The 21,742-nt window shown below is 60.9% G+C and carries 19 protein-coding genes; 11 read left to right on the top strand and 8 right to left on the bottom strand.

Annotated elements, in window-relative coordinates; genetic code table 11:
* Positions 1–658: 658 nt before the first annotated feature.
* Positions 659–2,035, bottom strand: a complete 1,377-nt coding sequence (locus tag BG57_RS15390; protein WP_052005835.1) for a hybrid sensor histidine kinase/response regulator — start codon at positions 2,033–2,035, stop codon at positions 659–661.
* Between the two features lie 9 nt (positions 2,036–2,044).
* Positions 2,045–3,403: a PAS domain-containing protein gene (locus tag BG57_RS32255; protein ID WP_052005836.1), complete on the bottom strand. Its 1,359-nt coding sequence runs from the start codon at positions 3,401–3,403 to the stop codon at positions 2,045–2,047.
* A 511-nt stretch (positions 3,404–3,914) separates the two neighbouring features.
* Here BG57_RS32255 and BG57_RS15400 point away from each other — a divergent pair.
* Entirely contained in the window at positions 3,915–5,543 is a 1,629-nt protein-coding gene (locus BG57_RS15400; protein ID WP_035965890.1) for a PAS domain-containing sensor histidine kinase, read from the top strand.
* Here the strand turns inward: BG57_RS15400 and BG57_RS15405 are convergent.
* Positions 5,540–6,028 (bottom strand): response regulator, encoded by a 489-nt coding sequence (locus BG57_RS15405; RefSeq protein WP_035965893.1) that lies wholly within the window; start codon positions 6,026–6,028, stop codon positions 5,540–5,542. The two genes, BG57_RS15400 and BG57_RS15405, sit on opposite strands and share 4 nt — an antisense overlap.
* Before the next feature lie 356 nt (positions 6,029–6,384).
* Here BG57_RS15405 and BG57_RS15410 point away from each other — a divergent pair, with 356 nt between their 5' ends.
* From BG57_RS15410 to BG57_RS15425, 4 genes are read left to right on the top strand one after another with little or no spacing between them, the layout of a single operon-like run.
* A complete protein-coding gene (locus BG57_RS15410; RefSeq protein WP_035965896.1) occupies positions 6,385–7,224 on the top strand; it encodes an ABC transporter permease subunit in 840 nt (279 codons plus the stop codon).
* An 8-nt stretch (positions 7,225–7,232) separates the two neighbouring features.
* A complete protein-coding gene (locus tag BG57_RS15415) occupies positions 7,233–7,955 on the top strand; it encodes an ABC transporter ATP-binding protein (protein ID WP_035966094.1) in 723 nt (240 codons plus the stop codon).
* Positions 7,956–7,989: 34 nt separating this feature from the next.
* Entirely contained in the window at positions 7,990–8,994 is a 1,005-nt protein-coding gene (locus BG57_RS15420; protein WP_035965898.1) for an NrtA/SsuA/CpmA family ABC transporter substrate-binding protein, read from the top strand.
* 19 nt (positions 8,995–9,013) lie between these two features.
* Complete coding sequence (locus BG57_RS15425) at positions 9,014–10,249, top strand: acyl-CoA dehydrogenase family protein (RefSeq protein WP_035965900.1); 1,236 nt, start codon at positions 9,014–9,016, stop codon at positions 10,247–10,249.
* Between the two features lie 45 nt (positions 10,250–10,294).
* Here the strand turns inward: BG57_RS15425 and BG57_RS15430 are convergent, their stop codons facing one another.
* The gene (locus tag BG57_RS15430; RefSeq protein WP_035965902.1) at positions 10,295–11,353 is read right to left on the bottom strand and encodes an LLM class flavin-dependent oxidoreductase; all 1,059 of its coding nucleotides are present in this window, start codon (positions 11,351–11,353) and stop codon (positions 10,295–10,297) included.
* A gap of 579 nt (positions 11,354–11,932) precedes the next feature.
* Here BG57_RS15430 and BG57_RS15435 point away from each other — a divergent pair.
* Entirely contained in the window at positions 11,933–13,108 is a 1,176-nt protein-coding gene (locus tag BG57_RS15435; RefSeq protein WP_035965904.1) for an acyl-CoA dehydrogenase family protein, read from the top strand.
* Positions 13,109–13,129: 21 nt separating this feature from the next.
* Here the strand turns inward: BG57_RS15435 and BG57_RS15440 are convergent, their stop codons facing one another.
* The 4 genes from BG57_RS15440 to BG57_RS15455 all read right to left on the bottom strand — a co-directional run bounded on the left by BG57_RS15440 (position 13,130) and on the right by BG57_RS15455 (position 16,839).
* Positions 13,130–14,335, bottom strand: a complete 1,206-nt coding sequence (locus BG57_RS15440; RefSeq protein WP_035965906.1) for a benzoate/H(+) symporter BenE family transporter — start codon at positions 14,333–14,335, stop codon at positions 13,130–13,132.
* 17 nt (positions 14,336–14,352) lie between these two features.
* Positions 14,353–14,631, bottom strand: a complete 279-nt coding sequence (gene catC / locus BG57_RS15445) for a muconolactone Delta-isomerase (protein WP_035965908.1) — start codon at positions 14,629–14,631, stop codon at positions 14,353–14,355.
* A 51-nt stretch (positions 14,632–14,682) separates the two neighbouring features.
* Positions 14,683–15,810, bottom strand: a complete 1,128-nt coding sequence (locus BG57_RS15450) for a muconate/chloromuconate family cycloisomerase (RefSeq protein ID WP_035965911.1) — start codon at positions 15,808–15,810, stop codon at positions 14,683–14,685.
* Positions 15,811–15,915: 105 nt separating this feature from the next.
* Positions 15,916–16,839: a LysR family transcriptional regulator gene (locus BG57_RS15455; RefSeq protein WP_035965912.1), complete on the bottom strand. Its 924-nt coding sequence runs from the start codon at positions 16,837–16,839 to the stop codon at positions 15,916–15,918.
* Positions 16,840–17,012: 173 nt separating this feature from the next.
* Between BG57_RS15455 and catA the strand changes: the two genes are divergently transcribed.
* From catA to benD, 5 genes are all read left to right on the top strand, one after another.
* Positions 17,013–17,948, top strand: coding sequence for a catechol 1,2-dioxygenase (gene catA / locus BG57_RS15460; protein ID WP_035965915.1), 936 nt, complete (start codon positions 17,013–17,015; stop codon positions 17,946–17,948).
* Positions 17,949–18,039: 91 nt separating this feature from the next.
* On the top strand, positions 18,040–19,398 hold the full coding sequence (locus BG57_RS15465; RefSeq protein WP_035965918.1) for a Rieske 2Fe-2S domain-containing protein: 1,359 nt from the start codon (positions 18,040–18,042) through the stop codon (positions 19,396–19,398).
* On the top strand, positions 19,395–19,883 hold the full coding sequence (gene benB / locus BG57_RS15470; protein WP_035965920.1) for a benzoate 1,2-dioxygenase small subunit: 489 nt from the start codon (positions 19,395–19,397) through the stop codon (positions 19,881–19,883). Before BG57_RS15465 ends, benB begins: the two co-directional genes overlap by 4 nt.
* A gap of 39 nt (positions 19,884–19,922) precedes the next feature.
* On the top strand, positions 19,923–20,954 hold the full coding sequence (gene benC / locus BG57_RS15475) for a benzoate 1,2-dioxygenase electron transfer component BenC (RefSeq protein ID WP_035965932.1): 1,032 nt from the start codon (positions 19,923–19,925) through the stop codon (positions 20,952–20,954).
* Positions 20,941–21,717: a benzoate diol dehydrogenase BenD gene (gene benD / locus BG57_RS15480; protein WP_035965935.1), complete on the top strand. Its 777-nt coding sequence runs from the start codon at positions 20,941–20,943 to the stop codon at positions 21,715–21,717. The genes benC and benD overlap by 14 nt, the downstream gene beginning before the upstream one ends.
* Positions 21,718–21,742: the final 25 nt, after the last annotated feature.

Raw genomic sequence — 21,742 nt, forward strand, 5'->3', positions numbered from 1 at the left:
CAGAACCTGAGAGAGCAAACGTTCCGCCGATATCCGCAGAACATAAACGACAGTATAGCTGATCGAGAGCGCGTCTGGCTGTTTCACTTTCATTTTTATCATTTTTTTGAGCGAGTCGATTGTCGCATCTTGTTAGGCCTTGAAGCCTGCAGAGTCAAGCTGCATCGACCTCGGCCGCAAAATCGGCGATTTGACGCGCCTCGTCGACTCTTTCATTTTTATCACTTTTAAATGTTTGCTCCGTTCGCGGGCAGTGCCGCTCGGCGGGGCGAGCCTGATCCACGCGCGTCGAGTTCCGCGTTGGCGGCTCGTGAGCACGAACCGGCGCCGAAGCCATCACGGTCGCATTTCGGCAGCGCAATAGGCGCTCTCAGTCAATGGAGAACTAACGGCCACCGGCTGCCGGAAGTCGCGCTCGGCGGCAATGCGCCGATGTTCGATCCATTTGCCGACGCAAGAAGTAGCGCGCGCTCGAAAGCGTCGCTGCAAGTGATTTGGATCAGCATTCGCTGTTGCAGACGTTCCACCGTTTATGCGGCCTGTTCGAAAGCGCCGCGCGCAGCAACGCACGCAATCGCAGCGGTCTGCGCTCATCGAAGAACCCAACGCACCATCCGACGCCTGGCTCGACTGCGGCAACATGCCGACGATCCAACTATCACTGCCGCTCGCTCATCCGTGATTCGGAGATCACGCTCCGTATCGCATCGAAAAGACGGGCGGGATCTACGGGCTTCGACAGATGCAGATCGAACCCCGCCTGCAACGCACGCGCTTTGTCGTCCGCGCTGCCGAAGGCGGTCACCGCGATAGCCGGCGTCCGATGCCCCGCCTGCCGCAATGATTGCATGAGCGAGTAACCATCTTCGTGCGGCATCCCGATGTCCGACAGCACCACGTCGAACTGCCGCGTCGCGAGGCAAGTCCGCGCAGCCGACGCCGATTCCGCGCCGCACACTTGCGCGCCAACGGAACCCAGCACGGCGGTCATTGCATCGCGCGCGTCGGCTTCGTCTTCGACCAGCAGAATGTCGAGACTGTCGAGCACATCGCGAGCCGATGACGAAGCAGCATGCAACGAGACGCCGCCGGATCGCGCATCGTCGTTGATCTTGGACGGCAGCGACACCGTGAAAACGCTACCCTGCCCCACACCGCCGCTATACGCCGTGATGGAACCGCCATGCAGATTGACGATGCTTTTCGCTATCGCCAGGCCGATCCCGAGTCCGCCGAACGCGCGCGTCGTCGCCGGCGCGTTCGAAGCCTGCGCGAACGGTTCGAACACGCGCTCGATAAAGGACGCCGGAATTCCTTCGCCGGTGTCGGCGACCTCGATCTCGGCAGCGTCCCCTTTTCTGCGTGCGTCGATGCGTATGCGGCCACCCGGCTTCGTGTATTTGAGTGCATTACCGAGCAGATTCGAGAAGACCTGACTGAGTCGCGTTGAATCGCCTTCTATCACGAGCGATTCGGGAAGCTCATGAACGATATTGATTTCCTTCGCCACCGCCTCCAGCGCCACGTCGTCCATTTCCGACACCAGCAGCGGCACGAGATCGACCTTCTCCATCTCGATGAGAAGCTGCCCCGCCGCGATGCGGCTCAGGTCGAGCAGGTCATCGACGAGGCGAGCCTGCAACTTCACGTTCCGGTCGATCGCGTCGATCCCGCGTGCGCGCAGCTCCGCGTTGGCGCTCTCGTGACGGAGAAGATAGCTCCACGATTGCATCGCGTTGAGCGGCGTGCGCAATTCATGCGATACGGTCGCGAGAAACGTGTCTTTCAGGCTGCTCGCGTGCTGCGCTTCCAGGCGCAGAAGCCGTTCACTCGCCAGCAGCCGGTTGCGCTCGCTTTCCAGGCTCTTCTGATGTGAGATATCGATGGTGATGCCGTCGAATCGCACCGGCTGGCCGTCGTCATCGACGTGGGTGCGGCCTTTCGCGCGAATCCATCGAACGTCGCCGGCCGGAGAAACCGTGCGGTATTCGATATCGTAGGGAATGCCTTGGTTGACGGCCCGCTCGATGGCCACGCGAGTCTTTTACCTGTCCTCCGGATGAACGATCTGATAGAACAGTTCCAGGTCGACATCCGCGTTGGGTGCGAGCCAAAAATGCTCCTTACATTTCGGATTCCATATGATTCGGCTCAGTGGAATCGGACAATGAAACGTCCCGATCTCCGCCGCTTCGATCGACAAGTCCAGACGTTCGCGTTCCTCGCGCAGGCTCTGTGCGGTGCGTAGCGTTTCTTCGACATCGGTGATCATGCCGACCCATTCGTAGATATCACCGTCCTTGCCGCGCGTGCCCGCCGCGCGAACCTGACACCGCCGGAACGTCGAAGACGCCGCATGCCACAGTCGCACGTCGGCACGATAGGGCTGATCCGTCTTGACGGCGCGCTCGAGCGCGGCCTGAGCCAGCGCGCGGTCCGCTTCATGGATCATTTCAATCCATCCGTGGCCCTGATGCTTTTCCCACGGCTGCCCGGTATAGCTTTCCCACGAGGGCTGCGGAATCACGAAGCGGCCGATTTCGTCGCACACATAGGCGATGGTGCTCGCCACCGTCACGAGCGCGCGATATCGCGATTCGAGCCGCAAGCGTTCCAGCTCGATGTTCTTGGGCTCGTTGACGTCGATGGTCGCGCCGAGCCAGCGAACCAGCGCGCCTTCGCTATCCCTGAGCGGCGTCGCGAGCGACCGCATCCAGCGATACGTTCCGTCCGGCTGACGAAGCCGATGATCGATGACATAGTCCGTGCCGTCCTGCACGGATGCCGCCCATCGTTGAACCGTCGCTTCGCGATCGTTCGGGTGAGTCAACGTCTCCCATGAGCGTCCGAGCAGCGGCTGTTCCGCGGCGGTATGGCGCAATGCCGCGCTCGACATGTGATCGAGCAGGCCATCAGGCCCGGCCGTCCACAGAATGATCGGCATTGCCTCTGAGAGCATGCGATATCCCGCCAGCGCGGTCTCGATGTCCATCAACGCCGGATGTGCGCCGGACGGCTTTACGACGAGCAGCACGGCGGGTTCTCGAGCGGCATTCGTGCGCTGCGGGAGCGGACGGAACTCCAGCGTCCAGGCTGCCCCGTGTTCCGCCGTCGAAGCGGTGGATGCAGGCACGACCACAATCGCAGGCTGCATCGTCCGCAGAGCTTCGGTTGCGACGGCGGACACGCGGGCGCCCCACTCATCCCTCGACGAAGCAGGATCGTCTTTCAAGAGAAGTGAAAGAATTTCTTCCGATACTCGCCCCGGCGCAGGCTCGCCAAAGCGTTCGACGAAGTGCCGGTTACCCGCAATGACAGACAGATCCCGGGCAAGAATGGCGCATGCGGACGGGTTGATTTCCAGCAGCGCGAGCGCCAGTGCGTCGTCGTTGGTCGTGGGCATTTCTACGGCAGTCGAGAGTCACGAGTGAGTTTCCGCGGCTGGACGCTTCGGCGGGTTTCGTTCACTCAGGAACCTTCTACAAAGGTCAGTGAGTTTGCGCATATCTTACCCGTGGACGTGCGCTCCGGGCTGTCGATGGACAAGCAAATCGAATGCCATTGCTTGCAGGCGTACCACTTGGATAGACGTTTGCAATCACTCGTCCAATTTCTGTTCATCTTCAGGCATTACCGATGGATGCCGTATGACAACCTTCAACGGCCCGCCGATTTAATCGACATGGAACCCGCGGCATAGATCGGACTCACAGAAACAAGAAGAAACAAGCGCAGAAAGAAAGTGAAGCGAGTGCCGGTCAGAACGTCATTCGCTTCATGCGATGCACTCTTTCACTGTGAATCAACGATTAGGATGACAGTCGGCAACGTACACGATTCCAGAAAAATGGGAGAATGTCGTCTTGCAACGCGCACAATATCAATAACGCGCTCGCGTTTTCCTTCAAGCTCCTATGGATGACCTCAATAGATCGCTTTCTCAAACAGATGTCCCGGACGCGGCAGCATGGTTTGAAGCGATCCTCGATGCTTACGTCATCCTGGACGAGAGCTACCGTATATGTTTTGTCAACGCCAGCTATACGCAGTTGACGGGGCATACACGCGAGGCAGTCATCGGCAAGTCGATCTACGAGATCAATCAATACGGAAGCGAAGCACATCGCGCCGCCCGTAACCAGTGGGTTGCGGCTGCAATCGCGGATCTGAAACCGGGCGAGACACGTTCATCGCCGCCTTTTCGCGCCGAATGGCCTTCGAACGAGGATGGCAAGCTCGCGCTTCGCTTCTGGACGATCAAGGCGAGCGTGATCGTGCCCGCCGATAGCGGGCGTTCCTACTACGCCATTCGCGTCAGCGATGTCACCGATCGCGTGCAGCGCAGCGAGGCCGACAAGCGCGAGAAAGCGCGTTTGCGATCGCAAGCCCAGCTTCGCCAGATCATCGCTGCGGAGAAAGAAAAGCAGCTTCAGGAAAGCCGCGAGCAACTGGCCGAAGTTCTCGCTTTCGCGAAAGTAGGCGCATGGAAGCGGGACTTGATGAGCGGCGTCATTACCTGCACCACGCAAGCCAAGATCAATCTCGGACTGAAGCCGCACGAGGAGTTGACGACCGAGCGCCTGTTCGATGAACTCATCGACCCGGCCGATCGCGAGCGCGTGCGCGAGGAACTAGAGACGTCCATCGTCGCGCATCGGGATTACCGGGTGGAATATCGCGTCATATGGCCGGACGGTTCGGGCCACTGGGTCATGGTCGGTGGCCGCGCACGCTATGCAGAAGGCGGCCAGCCCACGCAGATGCTCGGCTTCGTGCTCGACATCACCGCTCGCAAGCAGCAGGAGATCGATCAACAGCGCATCGCAGGCGATGAGCGGCTCGCACGGGAACAAAGCGACAGGAACGCGCTTGCCATGGATCACTTCCTCACGGCGGTGTCACACGAGTTGCGCTCGCCGATCAGCGTGATCCTCAACTGGGCGGAACTGCTGGAGCGCACCGACTACAAGGCCGGTTTGCCACGCGCCACCGCCACCATTCAGCGCAACGCCAAGCAGTTGGCGCTGATGGTCGATGATCTGCTGGACAGCGGGGCAATCGTTTCCGGCAAGCTGTCTATCGAGTTCGCGCCGCTCGCGCTGGATCGGCTCGTGATGGATCTCGTCAACGATCTTCGCTTGCAGGCCGATCACAAGAAGCTGCACTTGACGAGCGCCCGGCTAGACCCGTGCACCATTCAGGGCGATGCCGCGCGCGTCAAGCAGATCGTCTGGAATCTCGTCACCAACGCGATCAAGTTCACGGATACGGGCGTGATCGACGTATCCGTGTCGTCCGAGAACGGACATGCCGTACTCACCGTCAGCGATTCGGGCTGCGGTATTTCAGCCGATGCGATCGACAAGGTATTCGATCGCTTCGAGCAGTTGAAGCCGAGTTCGTCGGGGCGCGTCGGCGGCCTGGGATTGGGCTTGTGGCTCGTCAAGACGCTCGTCGAACGCCAGCATGGGCGCATCGACGTACACAGCGCGGGCATCGGGTGCGGCACGACGTTCGTCGTGACCTTGCCGCTGAGTGATTAGGCGTCGTCGCTCGCGGGCCGCGTCGCGGACGTAGTGCCTGGCTGCCGTGCGCGATGCTTGTTCAACACAAGCCAGAACGCGCCGATGTCCTTGATGGCGTCCATGAAATCCGTGAACTCGACCGGCTTCACGACATACGCATTCACGCCAAGATCGTAACTCGTCAGAAGATCGGTTTCCTGTCTGGATGACGTAAGCATCACGATCGGGATGTGCTGCAACTGCGCGTCTGCGCGCACGGCGGCAAGCACGTCGTGACCATCGAGCCTCGGCAGTTTCTTGTCGAGCAGAATGACGGCCGGATGCACGTCGGGGCGGCCGCTCCACTTCTTTTCGCAACGCAGATATTCGAGCGCCTCTACACCGTCGCGGACGACATCGACGGGATTTTCCAGGCCTGCCCTTTGTAGCGAGAGAAGCGTCAACTCGATGTCGTTCTCACTGTCTTCGACAAGCAAGACCGCTTTCAACTCTTCCCCCGCCATTCAACTTCTCCCTTTCTCTGGTCTTTGCTGATTCAGCTATGTGTGCGCTTCTGCCGTGTTTGCCGAACGCTCCGGCTGCGATGGCTGAATTGTAGCTCCCGTGATGTATCTGCCGCAGCGCGGCGCTAAGCAGCAAGAAACGGGCCGCGAATGGGCCGCGAGATGACCGAATCAAGCCCGGACGATTGCTTGCCACCCCCGGCCTGAAAAGCATTCAACAATAAATCGTTTGTTACGCGAGTGCATGCCGGCTTCTAATGACTCGCTTTCTCTATCGACAATCCGGCAGCGTTGCTTCGCAAAAGCATTCGCAGACCGGCGCATCGAGTCCGAACGATCGCTGAATTCAAACCGACATGGCCGACCTGACTTCCTCGCGCAACACCTATGCGTCGACGCCGCCTCCTCGCATGGGCGTTTCGAAGCACGTGCTCTATCGATGGCTATCTTGGACGGTTCCCGCGATCGTCGTGCTGCTATGGGAAGCCGCCGCCCGGCTCGGACTGATCGCGCCGCAAGTGCTTCCCGCACCGAGCAGCGTCTTCGCGACCGCCGCGAACATGACGCAAAACGGCGAGCTATTCATTCATCTCGGCGTCTCGCTGTTGCGGGCTGCAGGAGGCTTCATCATCGGCGGAAGCATCGGGCTGGCGCTGGGCGTCCTCGTCGGCTTCTCGCCGTTTGCGCAGGCGCTGCTCGACCGCCCCATCCAGATGATCCGCGCCGTTCCTTTTCTCGCGATGCTTCCGCTCGTCATCGTGTGGTTCGGCGTCGGCGAAGTCGCGAAGATTTTTCTCGTTGCGCTCGCGGTCCTCTTTCCCATCTACATCAACACGATGCTGGGCATCCGGCAGATCGATCCGAAGCTGATGGAACTTGCCCGCGTGATCGGCATGAGCCGGGCCGGCGTCGTGCGGCGAATCGTCATTCCCGGCGCCATGCCCTCGATTCTCACCGGCGTGCGCTATGCGCTCGCACATGCGTGGCTCGCGCTGGTCATCGCCGAGACGCTGGCGACAACGCGAGGCATCGGCTTTCTCGCGATGGACGCGCGTGAGTTCCTCAACACCAACGTCATCCTGCTCACCATCATCATTTACGCGATCATCGGCGTCGTCGCGGACGCACTCGTTCGCATGCTCGAAAGCCGCTTGCTCTCCTGGCACGCGAACTACGACAAAGGAGCGCGCAAGTGACGCAAAGCATCGAACCTACCGCGACGGCGGCACGGACCCGCGACCGCATCGAGCCATCGGCGCTCGCCGTGTCCGTGCGCGGGCTGCAACGGCGCTATGGCAGCCGCATCGTTATCGATTCGCTCGACCTCGATATCCGCAAAGGGGAGTTCGTCGCGCTGCTGGGCGAGAGCGGTTGCGGAAAGACCACGCTGCTGCGCGCGCTCGCACGGCTCGATACGCCCGACGCGGGCAAGATCCACGCGCCCGAGCGGCCTTCCGTCGTGTTTCAGGAGCCGCGCCTGCTGCCGTGGGCGACGTTGTGGGAGAACGTGGCGCTCGGTCACGAACACACGATTGGCCGTGACGGCGCGGCCCGTGCGCTCGCCGAAGTCGGGCTCGCCGGCCGCGAGGACGACTGGCCGCGCAATCTGTCGGGCGGTCAGGCGCAGCGCGTGGCGCTCGCGCGGGCGCTCATCCACGACCCCGCGTTATTGCTGCTCGACGAACCCTTCGCCGCACTCGATGCGCTCACGCGCATCAAGATGCATGGGCTCGTGAAAGAACTCGTCGCGCTTCATCAGCCGGGTGTGCTGATCGTCACGCACGATGTCGACGAAGCACTCGCCCTCGCCGACCGCATCCTCGTCATGCGCGCCGGACGCATCGCGGCGTCGTTCGACACCGAAGACTACGCGCCTCTCGCGCTGCGGCCCACGCTGCTCGCGGAACTGGGCGTGCAACGTCACTGACCGATTTCCCATAAGACCAGAAGGACCCGAAAGGATGAACGATTCTTCAATGACCCGCCGCCAGTTATTGCGCGCGGCGGGTGGCTTGCTGGCCGGCGCGGCCGCCAGCAGTTTTTTCCCGGCGTACGCGGCCGAGCCGCGCAAGCTCACGCGCAACACCGATACCGTGCGTATCGGCTGGGGTTATGGCAGCCTGCCGGACATCGCCAAACAACGCGGCGTATTCGAGAAAACGCTCGCGGCTAAAGGCATCAAGGTCGAATGGGTCGGCCCGTTCCCGAACCACGCACCCTCGATTCAGGCCGTGGTCGGCGGCAGCGCCGACTTCGGCTTCTGGGGATCGACGACGCCCGCGCTTGCCGCCATGCTCGCCGGTTCGCCCATCGTTTTCAACGCATTCGATATCTACTCGCCGCGCTCGACGGCCATCATCGCGAAGAAGTCGAGCGGCATTAATAGCGTCGCCGATCTGGCGGGCCGCAAGGTCGCCGTCAACCGCTCGGGCCTCGGCGAATTTCTGCTGATCGCGGCGCTGGAAAAGCATCGCATCGACCGGGACAAGGTGCAGTTCGTCTACCTCAATCCGCCCGATGCCGCGCCTGCATTTGCACAAGGCAAGGTCGACGCGTGGTCGATGTGGTCGCCGGGCGTCGACATCTCGCGCTTCTCCAACGATGCGAAGGACATCTTCAACGAAGGCCGCGATCTGGAGTTTCTCATCGACTACAGCTCGCTCGTGTCGCGTCGTAAGTTCACCGAAGAGAATTCGGAGCTGGTCCGAGCGGTGATCGACGCCTATTACGTCGAAGGCGCATGGCAGTCCGCGCATTCCGCCGACGCCGAATTGCTCGTGCAGCGCGAGGGCAAGTATCCGGATCAAGTTCGTGAGTATCTGACGAGCCTCAAGCGCGTCAATCAGTTTCACGAGCCCGACGACGCCGCTTTCATCGCGCAGTTTCAGCGCGCCGCCGACTGGCTCGCAGAACGCAAGATCATCAATTCGCGCATCCGGGTCGCGGACTACAGCATCAAAGTGTGATGCGAGGAGACCAACGATCATGACCGAACGCACGCACTTCGCGGGGCCGAAGCTCGTGTCCGCCGTGTCGGCAACGCTCGGCTTCGCACAAGTCATCGACGATATCGCCGCGACGGCCGCCGAACGTGAACGCGCGCATCGTCTGCCGCATGAGGAGATCGCCAGGCTCAAGGCGCTCGGCTTCGGCGCGCTGCGTCTTTCGTCCGATACCGGCGGCCACGGCGCATCGCTGCGCGACATGTTCGCCGTCGCGCGTGATGTCGCCGCGGCGGACTCCAACATCGCGCATGCGTTTCGCAATCATCTGTGGCAGGTCGAAGCCGCGCTACGACGCCGCGATCATCCGTTCCATGCGCGCGTGCTGGAACTGACCGGACAGCGCAAGACACTTGGACTGAGTTTCGTCGACAGCGACGTGACGGCGGCCGGCGCGCGACCGACGAAGGTCTTGAGCAGGCTCGAATGGGACGCATCGCGCGATGTCTATGTCGGCTCCGGCGACAAGGTCTATGCGACGGGCAATCTCTATAACGATGCGTTCATCGGCGTGGCAGTGGAAAGCCGCGCGGGCCGAACGGTGCAATACGTGCTGGAACGCGGCCCCGGCGTCAGCGACGACGATGACTGGCAAGGCTTCGGTCAACGACTGACAGGCTCGGGAACCGCGCGCTTTCGCGATGTGACGATTCCCGCCGCGCATCTCTATCCGGCCGATCCGCCGAAGTCCGACGAAGCCGCGCCCTGGGGATTCACTTTCCATCAGGTGTATCTCACCAACTGCATTGCGGGCATCGTGCGTCGCGTGGCGCTGGACGCGGTCGATGTATTGCGCACGCGGGGACGCAACTTCTATCACGGCGAAGCGGCGCATCCCACGGACGAACCGGTTCTGCAATCGCTACTTGGCCGCATTCGCGCCTATGCAGCGAGCGTCGAGGCGACTGCGGACCGCGCGGTCGATGCGCTACAGCGCGCATGGGACGCTCACGGTACGCCCGATGATTACGACGCGACGCTTGCCGCCACGCTCGCGGCATCGGAAGCGAAGGTCGTCATCGACGATCTCGCGCCGCAGATTGCAAGCTGGCTGATCGATCTCGGCTCGGGCTCGGTCGTGTCGCGCATCGGTGCGCTGGACCGGCACTGGCGCAATATCAAGGTGATCGCGTCGCACAACCCGAGGCTTTACAAGGAACGCCTGCTCGGGCAGAACCTGCTGACCGGGCAATTGCCGCCTACGGGCGCGTTCTTTTGACGATGAGACGCCCCTCTGCTGAACCATAGCGGAGGCGCGTCGCAATCACGCGTTCAACAGGCGGCGCACGCGCGGCATGACTTCATGCGCGAAGCGGGCCATGTCGGCCTCGAATGGCTGGAATTGCAGCATGAACAGTTCGATGCCCGCGCGATGGAAGTCGACGATGCGCCGCGCGACGGTATCGTAATCGCCGACGAGATCGGCAGCCGTGCCGCCGTTCGATCCGACGCGCGCCGATCGTGCGAACGTTTTATGCATCACCGCGTTCGGATCGGTATTGGCCTTTTGGCGCTCGCGCAGCGGCTTGTCCAGTTCCGCGAGCGCAAAGAGATGCTGAAGATGAGCCTGTGCCTCCTCTTCCGTGTCCCGCGCGATCACGAATGCCGATAGCCCGAAGCGCAACGGCTCACGCCCGTCCGGACGCTTGCGTGCGGATACATCGGCGATGAGGCTCGCTACATCATCGTGTGGCTGGCCGTTGATGAACCACACGTCGCCATGCGCCGCCACGAGGGAACGCGCGGGCTCCGATTCGCCGCCGACATAAATGCGTGGACGCGCACGAAACGGGTCCGCCGGGCGCAACTGATAATCGTCGATACGGAAGTTGTCTCCGCGATGCTTCACGGCTTCGCCGCGCAACAGGGCATCGACAACCGCGATCCACTCGCGGCCATAGGCATAGCGTTCATCGTGCTCGGCGAAGCCGATACCAGCGCGTTCCAGCTCCGGCCGGTTCCACGCATTGACGAGGTTGATCGCGAAGCGGCCGCCGCTGATGTGCTCGATCTGCTGCGCCATCTTCGCCAGCACCACGGGGTGATAGAGATAAGGTTTGATGGCCGCGATGATTTCGATACGCGACGTGAGCGCCGCGAGCGCCGCCGATGCGGTCCACGCTTCGAGCTGATCGAGCGAGGGGTCGTGCGGATTGATCGTGTGTTGCGCGACGAGCACCGAGTCGTAACCGAGGCGCTCGGCTTCGAGCACGAGCGCCTTGTTGCGCGCCCAGGATGCGTCGTAAGGTTCCTCGGGATCTTGCAGCGCCGCACGGCTGCCATGCACAAGCGCCCAGACACCGAAGCGGAGAGAATTGGACATCGCTTGATTGAACCGGAGGACGAGTTGGAAAGAAGCACATGCTAACGTCAGCCGCGCTTCGTTCCATCCAATTTCTAACGATAACCAATTGAGGTTTGAGCATTAGGCGATAGCGCAGACTCTTGTGCCTCACCGCGTATGAAGTCATGCAAGCAACTGGTTCTTTCAGCCGATGCGAGCGCGGCGTTACGGTGCAACGTCTGCTTCGAACTCACGGGCACGGTCGCGCCTTAAAGACGCGCGGCATTCATAAGACCTCGTGCGAACAAGGCACGCTGCGAGAGAAGCCCTTTGGCGAAGGTGCGCGGCCCGGTTCACGTCATACCGGCACGGCTTTCTTTTGGGAGCTTCGAAACCGCTTCAACGTATTGGCTGGGAAATAAAAACGCACTGAGCGGAATCTGCGGCTCGCGCGGACTAACGTGGCGACCCCGCGTCCACTTAAAACAGCGGCGATTCCCCATGAGATTCCGCTATCAATCTATGGATTTCGGCGTGCGCGTCTTATACCCTTGCAGTCACGCACCGCGTGCCCCGCACACGACGCCGGATGACCCATCAAGATCAGGAGGTACCGCAATGAGCCGCACCGAGAACGCCCCGTGGACCGAGCCGCTCGACGCGCTTTTGCGCGAATGGGCTCAAACCGCCGCCGCGCGCGACAAATCCGGCGGCACCGCGTTTCACGAGCGGGACCTGCTGCGCAAGAGCGGCCTGCTTCGCCTGTCGATTCCGGCGCAATACGGCGGCGACGGCGCTTTATGGTCGACGACGCTCGATATCGTGAGGCGCATGGCGCAAGTCGACAGTTCGCTCGCGCATCTGTTCGCGTTTCATCATCTGCAACTCGCGACGATCCGCCTCTTCGGCCGCGATACGCAGATTCGCCACTGGCTGTCCGAGACGGTAAATCAGGGCTGGTTCTGGGGCAATGCGCTCAATCCGCTCGACAAGAGCACGCGTGCGCTTCCCGGTGAAACGAACGGCTATCTCTTCGATGGCCGCAAGAGCTTTTGTTCCGGCGCCCGCGACTCCGATCAACTGCTCGCCTCCGCATTCGACAGCGACGGCAAGCTGCTCATCGGCGTGACGCCGACGAATCGCGCGGGCATCACCGTGCTCGACGACTGGGACAACATGGGCCAGCGTCAGACCGACAGCGGCACGGTGATCTTCGAGCGCGTCGGCATCGCGCCGGATGAATTGCTGAACGATCCCGGCCCGCTGTCGAGTCCGTTCGCGTGCCTGAGACCGCTGCTCGCACAGGCGATTCTGAGCCACATTTACGTGGGCATCGGCGAAGGCGCATTGCAGGCGGCGCGCGAAGCGACGCTCGCGCAGGCGCGGCCGTGGATCGCGTCGCAGGCGGAGCGGCCCTCGGAAGATCCGTATGTGATTGCGCATTACGGCGACTTCTGGGTCGCGCTGGAGGGCGCCCGGCTGCTCGCCGAACGCGCGATGCAAGCGTTCGACGAGGCATGGCAACGCGGTCTTGCGCTGACGGAGAGCGAACGCGGCGAAGTGGCCATTGCAGTGGCGACGTCGAAGGTCGCGGCGGCGCGTGCGGGGCTGGAAGTCGCGAGCCGCATGTTCGATGTGACCGGGGCGCGTTCGACCACGGCGGCGCTGCGTCTCGATCGCTTCTGGCGCAACGTGCGCGTGCATACGCTGCATGATCCGATCGACTACAAGGTTCGCGAACTGGGCGACTGGGCGCTCAACGGGCGAGCGCCGAAGCCGTCGTTTTATTCGTGAGGATTCGGCGGCTAACGTTCACTAACGCGTAGCAGCGTTTCTTCTCAGCACGAGATGCGCGACCGTTCCCAGGACGATTCCCCAGAACGCGGAACCGAGACCGAGAAAACTCATGTTGGAGGCAGTCGCAATAAACGTGATGAACGCGGCTTCGCGGTGCGCCTCATCGTGGACGATGCCCGCGATATTCGTCGCGATGGCGCCCAACAGAGCCAGTCCTGCGAGAACGGCCACGAAAGCGTTCGGAAGCGCGGCGAACAGCATGACGACCGTTCCCGCGAAGGTTCCGCCGATCAGATAAAACAAGCCGTTTGCGATGCCCGCTATATATCGGCGCTGCGGGTCGCGATGTGCATCGGGACCCGTGCATAGCGCCGCGGTGATCGCCGCGATGACGATCGTCACGCCGCCCGTGAAGGCGACCAGAATCGACGCGAGGCCGGTTCCGACGAGTACCGGCCGGCTCGGCGTTTCATATCCGGAGACGCGCAGAATCGCGAAGCCGGGAAGAAACTGGCCCGTCAGACTCACGATGACGAGCGGCAGCGCCAGGCTGATCGTCGATTGCCAGTTGAAGGTAGGCAGCGTGAACACCGGATGAGTCACTTGAAGGCTCACGGTATCGAAATGGGTCAAGCCAAGCGCCGCAGCGAGCGCACAACCGAAAGCAAGCACGAGAATCAGGCAGTAACGCGCGGCCAAGCGCCGAAACACGAGATAGCTGCCGAACATCCCGAGCGCGAGCCACGGATGAATGTCCACCGACTTGAACAGGTTGGTGCCGAACTGAAAGAGAATGCCCGCCATCATCCCGCAGGCAATGCCTTTTGGAATCCGCTTCGTGATCTGATCGAACAGGCCCGAGAGACCGAGCACGAGGATACATGCACCGGCCACGATGTACGCGCCGATCGCATCGCTGACGGGCATCCCCGGAAAAAGCGTTACGAGCAACGCGCATCCGGGCGCGGACCATGCCGTGATGACCGGCTGTTTCAGCCACCAGCTCAGCGTCAATCCCGATACCGCCGCGCCCATCGAAATCGACCATACCCACGAGGCCACTACGTCATTGCCGACATGCGCGGCATGCGCCGCCTGAAAGAAAATCGCGAGCGGGCCGGCATAAGAAATGACGACAGCGAGCAGCCCCGCCGTGACCGCGGATATCGACCATAAGCCTTTCTGATTGACGGAATCCAGCGTGCCGTTCTTGTTCTGACTCATGGAATGATTCAGTGCCTTCAGCGAATAGACGACGGATGATGAGCGAGCGGCGTTACCTGCATCGTCATGTAGGGAAACAGCGGCAAAGCCGACAGCATGGTGTGCAGCTCGTCATGCGAATCGACGTCGAACACGCTGTAATTCGCATACTCGCCAACGACGCGATGCAACTGCTGCCACTTCCCTGCCCGCTGCAACTCTTGCGAATAGGCTTTTTCACGCGACTTGATTTCTTCTGCCTGTGCGGGCGGCATGTCGTGCGGCAGGCGGACGTCCATTCTTACGAGATAAAGCATGTCTTCTCCTCAAGGGTAACACTCACACTGCATGTTGAACGACACGGTCGCTCACGCCTTGTTGTCACGTCGGTAAAAGGCGAGCTTGTCTTCGTCGATCTGCAATCCGAGCCCCGGACCTTGCGGAACATGAAGATCGAAGTCGCGATACTGCGGACGATTCGTCACGATGTCATCCTTTAGCAGTAGCGGGCCGAACAACTCCGTGCCCCACGCCAACTGCGGAAGCGCGCTGAAACCATGTGCCGAAGCGATCGAACCGATGCTGCCTTCGAGCATCGTCCCGCCATAGAGCGCTACACCCGCCGCATCGGCGATGGCGGCCGTGCGCATCATGCCGTAGATGCCGCCGGACTTTGCGATCTTCAGCGCGAAGACATCGGCACAGGCGTCGCGCACGAGGTCGAGCGCATCCTCGGGACCGGTGACGCCCTCGTCGGCCATGATCGGAACGATGAAGCGCGCTGCAAGCCGCGCAAGCGCACCGCGATTCTCACGCGGCGTGGGCTGCTCGATGAGGTCGATACCCGCTGCCTCCAGCGCCTGGATACCCAGAGCCGCCTCCACTTCGTTCCAAGCCTGATTCACATCCACCGTGACCCTCGCGCGATCGCCCAGCGCCGCTTTTATTTTCGACACGTGAGCGACGTCGTCGCGCACGCTTCGACGGCCTATCTTCAACTTGAACGTATTGTGGCGGCGTTCGTTCAGAAGCATTTCGGCTTCCTCAATATCGCGGGCGGTGTCTCCGCTCGCGAGCGTCCAAAGCACCCGGAGCGTCTTGCGCACCGCACCGCCGAGCAGCGCCGATACGGGCACGCCAAGGCGCTTTCCCTGTGCGTCGAGCAATGCGGTCTCGAGTCCTGATTTGGCGAACCGGTTGCCGCGTGCGACCTTGTTGAGCGTGAGCATCGCCGCGTTGATGTTGGTCGGGTCCTGTCCGATCAGCGCCGGCGCGAGATAAGTGTCGATCGTGAGCTTGATGCCTTCGGGACTTTCTTCTCCGTAAGACAGGCCACCGATGGTCGTAGCTTCGCCGATGCCTTCGATGCCATCGCTCGATCGCAGACGGATGACGACCATCGTTTGCTGCTGCATCGTCGTCATGGAGAGCTTGTGTGCGCGAATGGTCGGAAGGTCGACCAGAATCGCTTCGACAGACGTGATTTGAGCGTTCATACCTGAAATGGCGGAGTGGAAGGAGTCACTCAAGTATTGCCCGGGCAATCTCCGCCTGTCCAAGACCATCGACGTCTAATGCGATACCCCGGAGGTATGACGAACTCACTGCCCTTTCTCGGCGGGCGCTACATGGGGAATCTGCGCTTCGTCGTAGAGCCGATAGATCAGTTCGAGCATTTCCCTGATGTCGCGCGACTCGTCCATCGCCCGCATGCTCATGATGATCGGCGATACCAGCGTCGGGTCGTCGAGTTCCCGGTAGCTGACGTCATCGCGCTTCAGGCCATAGACGCTGCTCGGCACAATGGAAATGCCCTCGCCCGCCGCCACGAGCCCCAATGCAATCTGGATTTCGCGCACCTCGTACACCTTGCGCGGCTCCAGTCCCCGGTCCTTGAATGCGGCGAGCACCTGATCGGCGTAACTCGGGCGCGGCGTCTTCGGATAGACGATGAGCGTCTCGTTGATCACATCGCGCAGCGCGCAGACCGGCTTCGAAAGCGCAAGCGGATGGCCCACGGGAAACGCGACGATCATCTTCTCTTCTCTCAGGACCACGCGGCGGATATTCGCGTCTTCGAGACGAAGGCGGCCAAAGCCGACATCGATCCGCCCATCTTTGAGGGCTCTCATTTGATCCATCGTCGATAGCTCGTGGAGACTGAGTTCGACTGTCGGGTTCTCGTCGCGAAAGCGGCGAATGATTTTCGGCAACAGGCCATAAAGCGTCGATGCGACGAAACCCACTGACATGCTGCGCTCGATATTGCCGACTCGCCGTGTCATCGATTCGAGTTCGGAAGTCTGCGCCAGTAACTGGACCGCGTGAGCGTAGAAGAATTTGCCAGTCTCAGTGAGTTTCAGCGGGCGCGAGTTTCTTTCGAACAGTTGCACGCCCAGAATCTCTTCCAACTGCTGTATCTGCCGGCTGAGCGGCGGCTGGGCGATGTGTAGCCGCTGCGCGGCGCGCGTGAAGTTCCGCTCTTCGGCCACCGCCACGAAGTAACGAAGATGCCGCAGCTCCATACGATACCTCCGGGATATAGCCCGATACTAAATCAGTGTTGGACCATGCTGTTTGCCGTCCATTATTCTGCATTCACGCTTTGTTTCACGCCCCGACTATACCTTATGAGCATACGGGCATCGGCTTGAAACGAGGGTTAACCCCAGCAAAAGACAGAGACACAGGAGCAGACATGAGTGCCAAGGTATTCGACTCGAAGGAAGTTCAGGACCTGTTGAAGGCCGCTGCGAATTTGGGAAGTCAGGACGGCAACGTCCGAGTCAAGCAGATCACGCATCGCCTGCTGAGCGATCTTTTCAAAGCCATCGACGACCTCGACATGACGCCCGATGAAATCTGGGCGGGCGTGAATTACTTCAACAAGCTCGGCAAAGATGGCGAGGCCGCGCTGCTCGCAGCCGGCCTTGGCCTCGAAAAGTATCTCGACATCCGCATGGACGCGGAGGATCGCGAAGCCGACATTCACGGCGGCACGCCGCGCACGATCGAAGGCCCGCTGTATGTCGCGGGCGCGCCGGTTCGTGATGGCGTTTCCAGAATCGATATCAACGCCGATGAAGATGCAGGCCCGTTGATTATCCGTGGGACGGTGACGGGTCCGGATGGAAAGCCGCTTGCCGGTGCGGTCGTCGAATGCTGGCACGCCAACTCGAAGGGCTTCTACTCTCACTTCGATCCGACCGGCGCGCAGGATGACTTCAATCTTCGCGGGGCCGTGAAAACCGGCGCGGACGGCACATACGAATTCCGCACCTTGATGCCCGTTGGTTACGGCTGCCCGCCGCAAGGCGCGACGCAGCAACTGCTCGATGCGATGGCGCGTCACGGCAATCGTCCGGCGCACGTGCACTTCTTCGTAACGAGCGACAAGACTCGCAAGCTGACGACGCAAATCAACATCGAAGGCGATCCGCTGATCTGGGATGACTTCGCTTACGCCACTCGCGAAGAACTCGTGCCGCACGTGGCGGAGAAGACCGGCGGCGCAGCCCTTGGACTCAAGGCCGATGCGTATAAGGAAATTGTGTTCGACATCGCGTTGACTCCGCTGGTGCAGGGCAAGGACAACCAGTTAGTCAATCGCACTCGCGTCGCCGCCGCAGCCTGACGCAACATCGCGCCATATCGCAGCACCCCCGCACGACTATTCAAACCGATGCAATGGGCTTCTCGATGAAGCCCGCATAGGGAGACGACTCATGTCCGCAACACTCGATAAAGCACGACAGCTCGACGACCTGCTCGCCAACGCGGTGCAGGACGACAAGGAAAACGGTGTTTTCCGCTGCCGCCGCGACATCTTCACGAACCCCGACTTGTACGAACTCGAGCTGAAGCACATCTTCGAGAGCAATTGGGTGTATCTCGCGCACGAAAGCCAGGTCCCGAACAACAACGATTACTACACCACGTGGATCGGCCGCCAGCCTATTGTCATTACGCGTGACAAGACCGGTGAACTGCACGCGGTCATCAACGCCTGCGCTCACAAAGGCGCGATGCTCTGCCGCCGCAAGCACGGCAACAAGGGCAGCTTCACATGCCCATTTCACGGCTGGACCTTCTCGAACGCCGGCAAGCTGCTCAAAGTGAAGGACGAGAAAACCACTGAATACCCGGTGCAATTCAACAAGCAAGGCTCGCACGACTTGAAGAAGGTCGCGCGATTCCAGAACTATCGCGGCTTCCTGTTCGGCAGCCTGAGCGACGATGTGATTCCTCTGGAGGACTATCTGGGCGAAACGAAGGTCATCATCGATCAGATCGTGTCGCAAGCGCCCGATGGTCTCGAAGTGCTGCGCGGCAATTCCTCCTACATCTACGACGGCAACTGGAAGATGCAGATGGAGAACGGATGCGACGGTTATCACGTCAGCACCGTGCACTGGAATTATTCCGCGACGATGGGACGCCGCAAGGTCGAAGGCACCAAGGCAGTCGATGCAAACGGCTGGAGCAAGTCGGTTGCTGGCGTGTATGGCTTCGAGCATGGCCATATCCTGCTCTGGACCAACACGATGAATCCGGAAGTACGGCCGGTCTATCAGCATCGCGACGAAATCGCGGCACGCGTCGGCGAAGACAAGGCGAAATACATCGTCAATCAGACGCGCAATCTCTGCCTGTATCCGAACGTGTTCCTGATGGATCAGTTCAGCACGCAGATTCGCGTGGTCCGTCCCATCAGCGTCGATAAAACGGAAGTCAGTATCTTCTGTTTCGCGCCGAAGGGCGAAAGCGCAGAGAGCCGCGCAATCCGCATTCGTCAATACGAAGACTTCTTCAACGTCTCGGGCATGGGCACGAGCGACGATCTCGAAGAATTCCGCGCGTGCCAGGCCGGTTACGCGAACACGACATCGATGTGGAACGACATGTCGCGCGGCGCGCCGCTGTGGGTGCATGGTCCCGACGCGAACGCGACGGGCATGGGCTTGAATCCGCTCATCTCGGGCGAGCGCAGCGAGGACGAAGGCCTCTTCGTGGTTCAGCACGATTACTGGATGCGGGTGATGCGCGACGCCCTGCAAAAGGAACAGTCGGAGACGACAGCATGAGCATCGACTATCAGAAGGTCTGCAATGCGCTGTATCAGGAAGCGCGCTTTCTCGACGATCGCCAGTGGGACGAATGGCTCGCCTGTTATACCGAAGACGTCACGTACTGGATGCCCGCGTGGGACGACGACGACAAGCTGACCGACGACCCGCATAGCCAGATCTCATTGATGTTCTACGCGGATCGCGGCGGACTCGAAGATCGCGTGTTCCGCATCAAGACCGAGCGCAGCGGCGCGTCGATGCCGGAGCCACGGACCAGTCATAACGTGACGAATGTCGAAGTGCTGGCCCAACGCGACAATGAAGTCGAGGTCCGGTACAACTTCAACACGCTCAGTCATCGCTACAAAATCACGGACCAGTTCTTCGGCACCGCTTACGTCACCTTCCGCAAGATCGACGACCGCCTGCTCATTTCGAGCAAGAAGATCGCGCTGAAGAACGACTATATCCGCCAGGTGCTCGACGTCTATCACGTCTGATGCGCTTCGCAGGAACGAGACAAGGAAGTAGGAGGCAATATGTCCAGCTATAACATCGCACTGAATTTTGAAGACGGCGTGACGCGCTTTGTCGAATGCAAGGCCGGCGAAAAGGTTCTCGACGCCGCCTTTCGCGCCAGGATCAATCTGCCGATGGATTGCTCCGACGGCGTATGCGGCACATGCAAGTGCCGTGCTGAAAGCGGCAATTACGATCTCGGCGAGGACTATATCGAAGACGCGCTCTCCGACGACGAGAAAGACAGCGGTCTCGTGCTGACGTGCCAGATGGTGCCGCAAAGCGATTGCGTCATCGCGGTCCCGGCGTCGTCGACCTCTTGCAAGACCGAGCACAACAAGTTCGCGGCAACGGTCACGAAGGTCGAGCAGCATAACGATGCCGCCGTAGTTCTCGAACTCGATGTGGACAGCGTGCCTCCCGTTTTCCTCGCTGGCCAGTATGTGAATATCGACGTGCCAGGCAGCGGGCAGCATCGTTCGTATTCGTTTTCGTCCGCGCCGGGGGAATCGAAAATCAGCTTTCTGATCAAGAAGATTCCGGGCGGCGTGATGAGCACGTGGCTCGAATCCGCGCAACCGGGCAACAAGGTGGACTTGACCGGACCTATCGGCATCTTCTATCTGCGTCCCGTCGAACGGCCTTTATTGTTTCTCGCAGGCGGCACCGGTCTGGCGCCGTTCCTCTCGATGCTGGAAGTGCTGGCACGCACGAACTCGCAACAGAAGGTTCATCTCATCTATGGCGTGACGCGAGACCTCGACCTCGTGCTGGTCGAAGCCATTCAGGCCTACACCGGGAAGCTGCCGAACTTCACGTTCACGACCGTGGTTGCCGAAGCCGAATCCAGTCATCCGCGCAAAGGCTGGGTCACGCAGCACATGCCCGCAGAATGCCTGAACGATGGCGATGTCGATGTCTATCTGTGCGGCCCTCCGCCGATGGTCGACGCAGTGCGCAAGCATTTCGACGATAACGGTGTCGCGCCGAACAGCTTTCACTACGAGAAATTCACTCCCAACGTCGCAGCGGTGGCCCATGAACACGCATAGATTCGAAGGCAAGGTGATGGTCGTCACCGGCGCGGCACAGGGCATCGGCCAGGGCGTGGCGCTGCGTGCGGCATCCGAAGGCGCGAAGGTTCTCTTTGTCGATCGCGCGGACTTCGTTGCGGAAGTCGCGGCTGAAGCGATGGGTGCGGACACGGCCGGCTTCGTCGCGGATATGGAGACCTACGAAGGCGCAGCCTCGGCGATGGCATTCGCCATACAGCGGTTTGGCCGCATCGACATTCTGGTCAATGGCGTGGGCGGTGCGATCCGCATGCGGCCTTATGCCGAATTCGAACCGGCCCAGATCGATGCGGAAATCCGCCGCTCGCTCATGCCGACGCTCTATGCGTGCCACGCGGTGTTGCCGCACATGCTCGCGCAAGGTCACGGAACGATCGTGAATGTATCGTCGAATGCGACGCGTGGCATTCGTCGCGTGCCTTACTCGTCGGCGAAGGGCGGTGTCAACGCAATGACGCAAGCCCTCGCGATGGAGTATGGCGAGCACAACATCCGCGTCGTTGCGGCGGCGCCGGGTGGAACCGAAGCGCCTCCCCGGCGCGTGCCTCGCAATGCGGCAGGAGACAGCGCGCAAGAGAAGGTCTGGATGAGCGAAGCGATTGAGCAGGTCACGCAGTCGACGTTCTTCAAACGCTACGGCACGCTCGACGAACAAGTCGCACCGATCCTCTTTCTCGCATCCGACGAAGCGGGTTACATCACAGGCGCGGTGCTGCCGGTTGCAGGTGGTGACAACGGCTGAAGCATGACAGAGAATTCAAAGGGAG

It is taken from the genome of Caballeronia grimmiae (assembly GCF_000698555.1).
In the GTDB taxonomy this organism is placed as follows: domain Bacteria; phylum Pseudomonadota; class Gammaproteobacteria; order Burkholderiales; family Burkholderiaceae; genus Caballeronia; species Caballeronia grimmiae.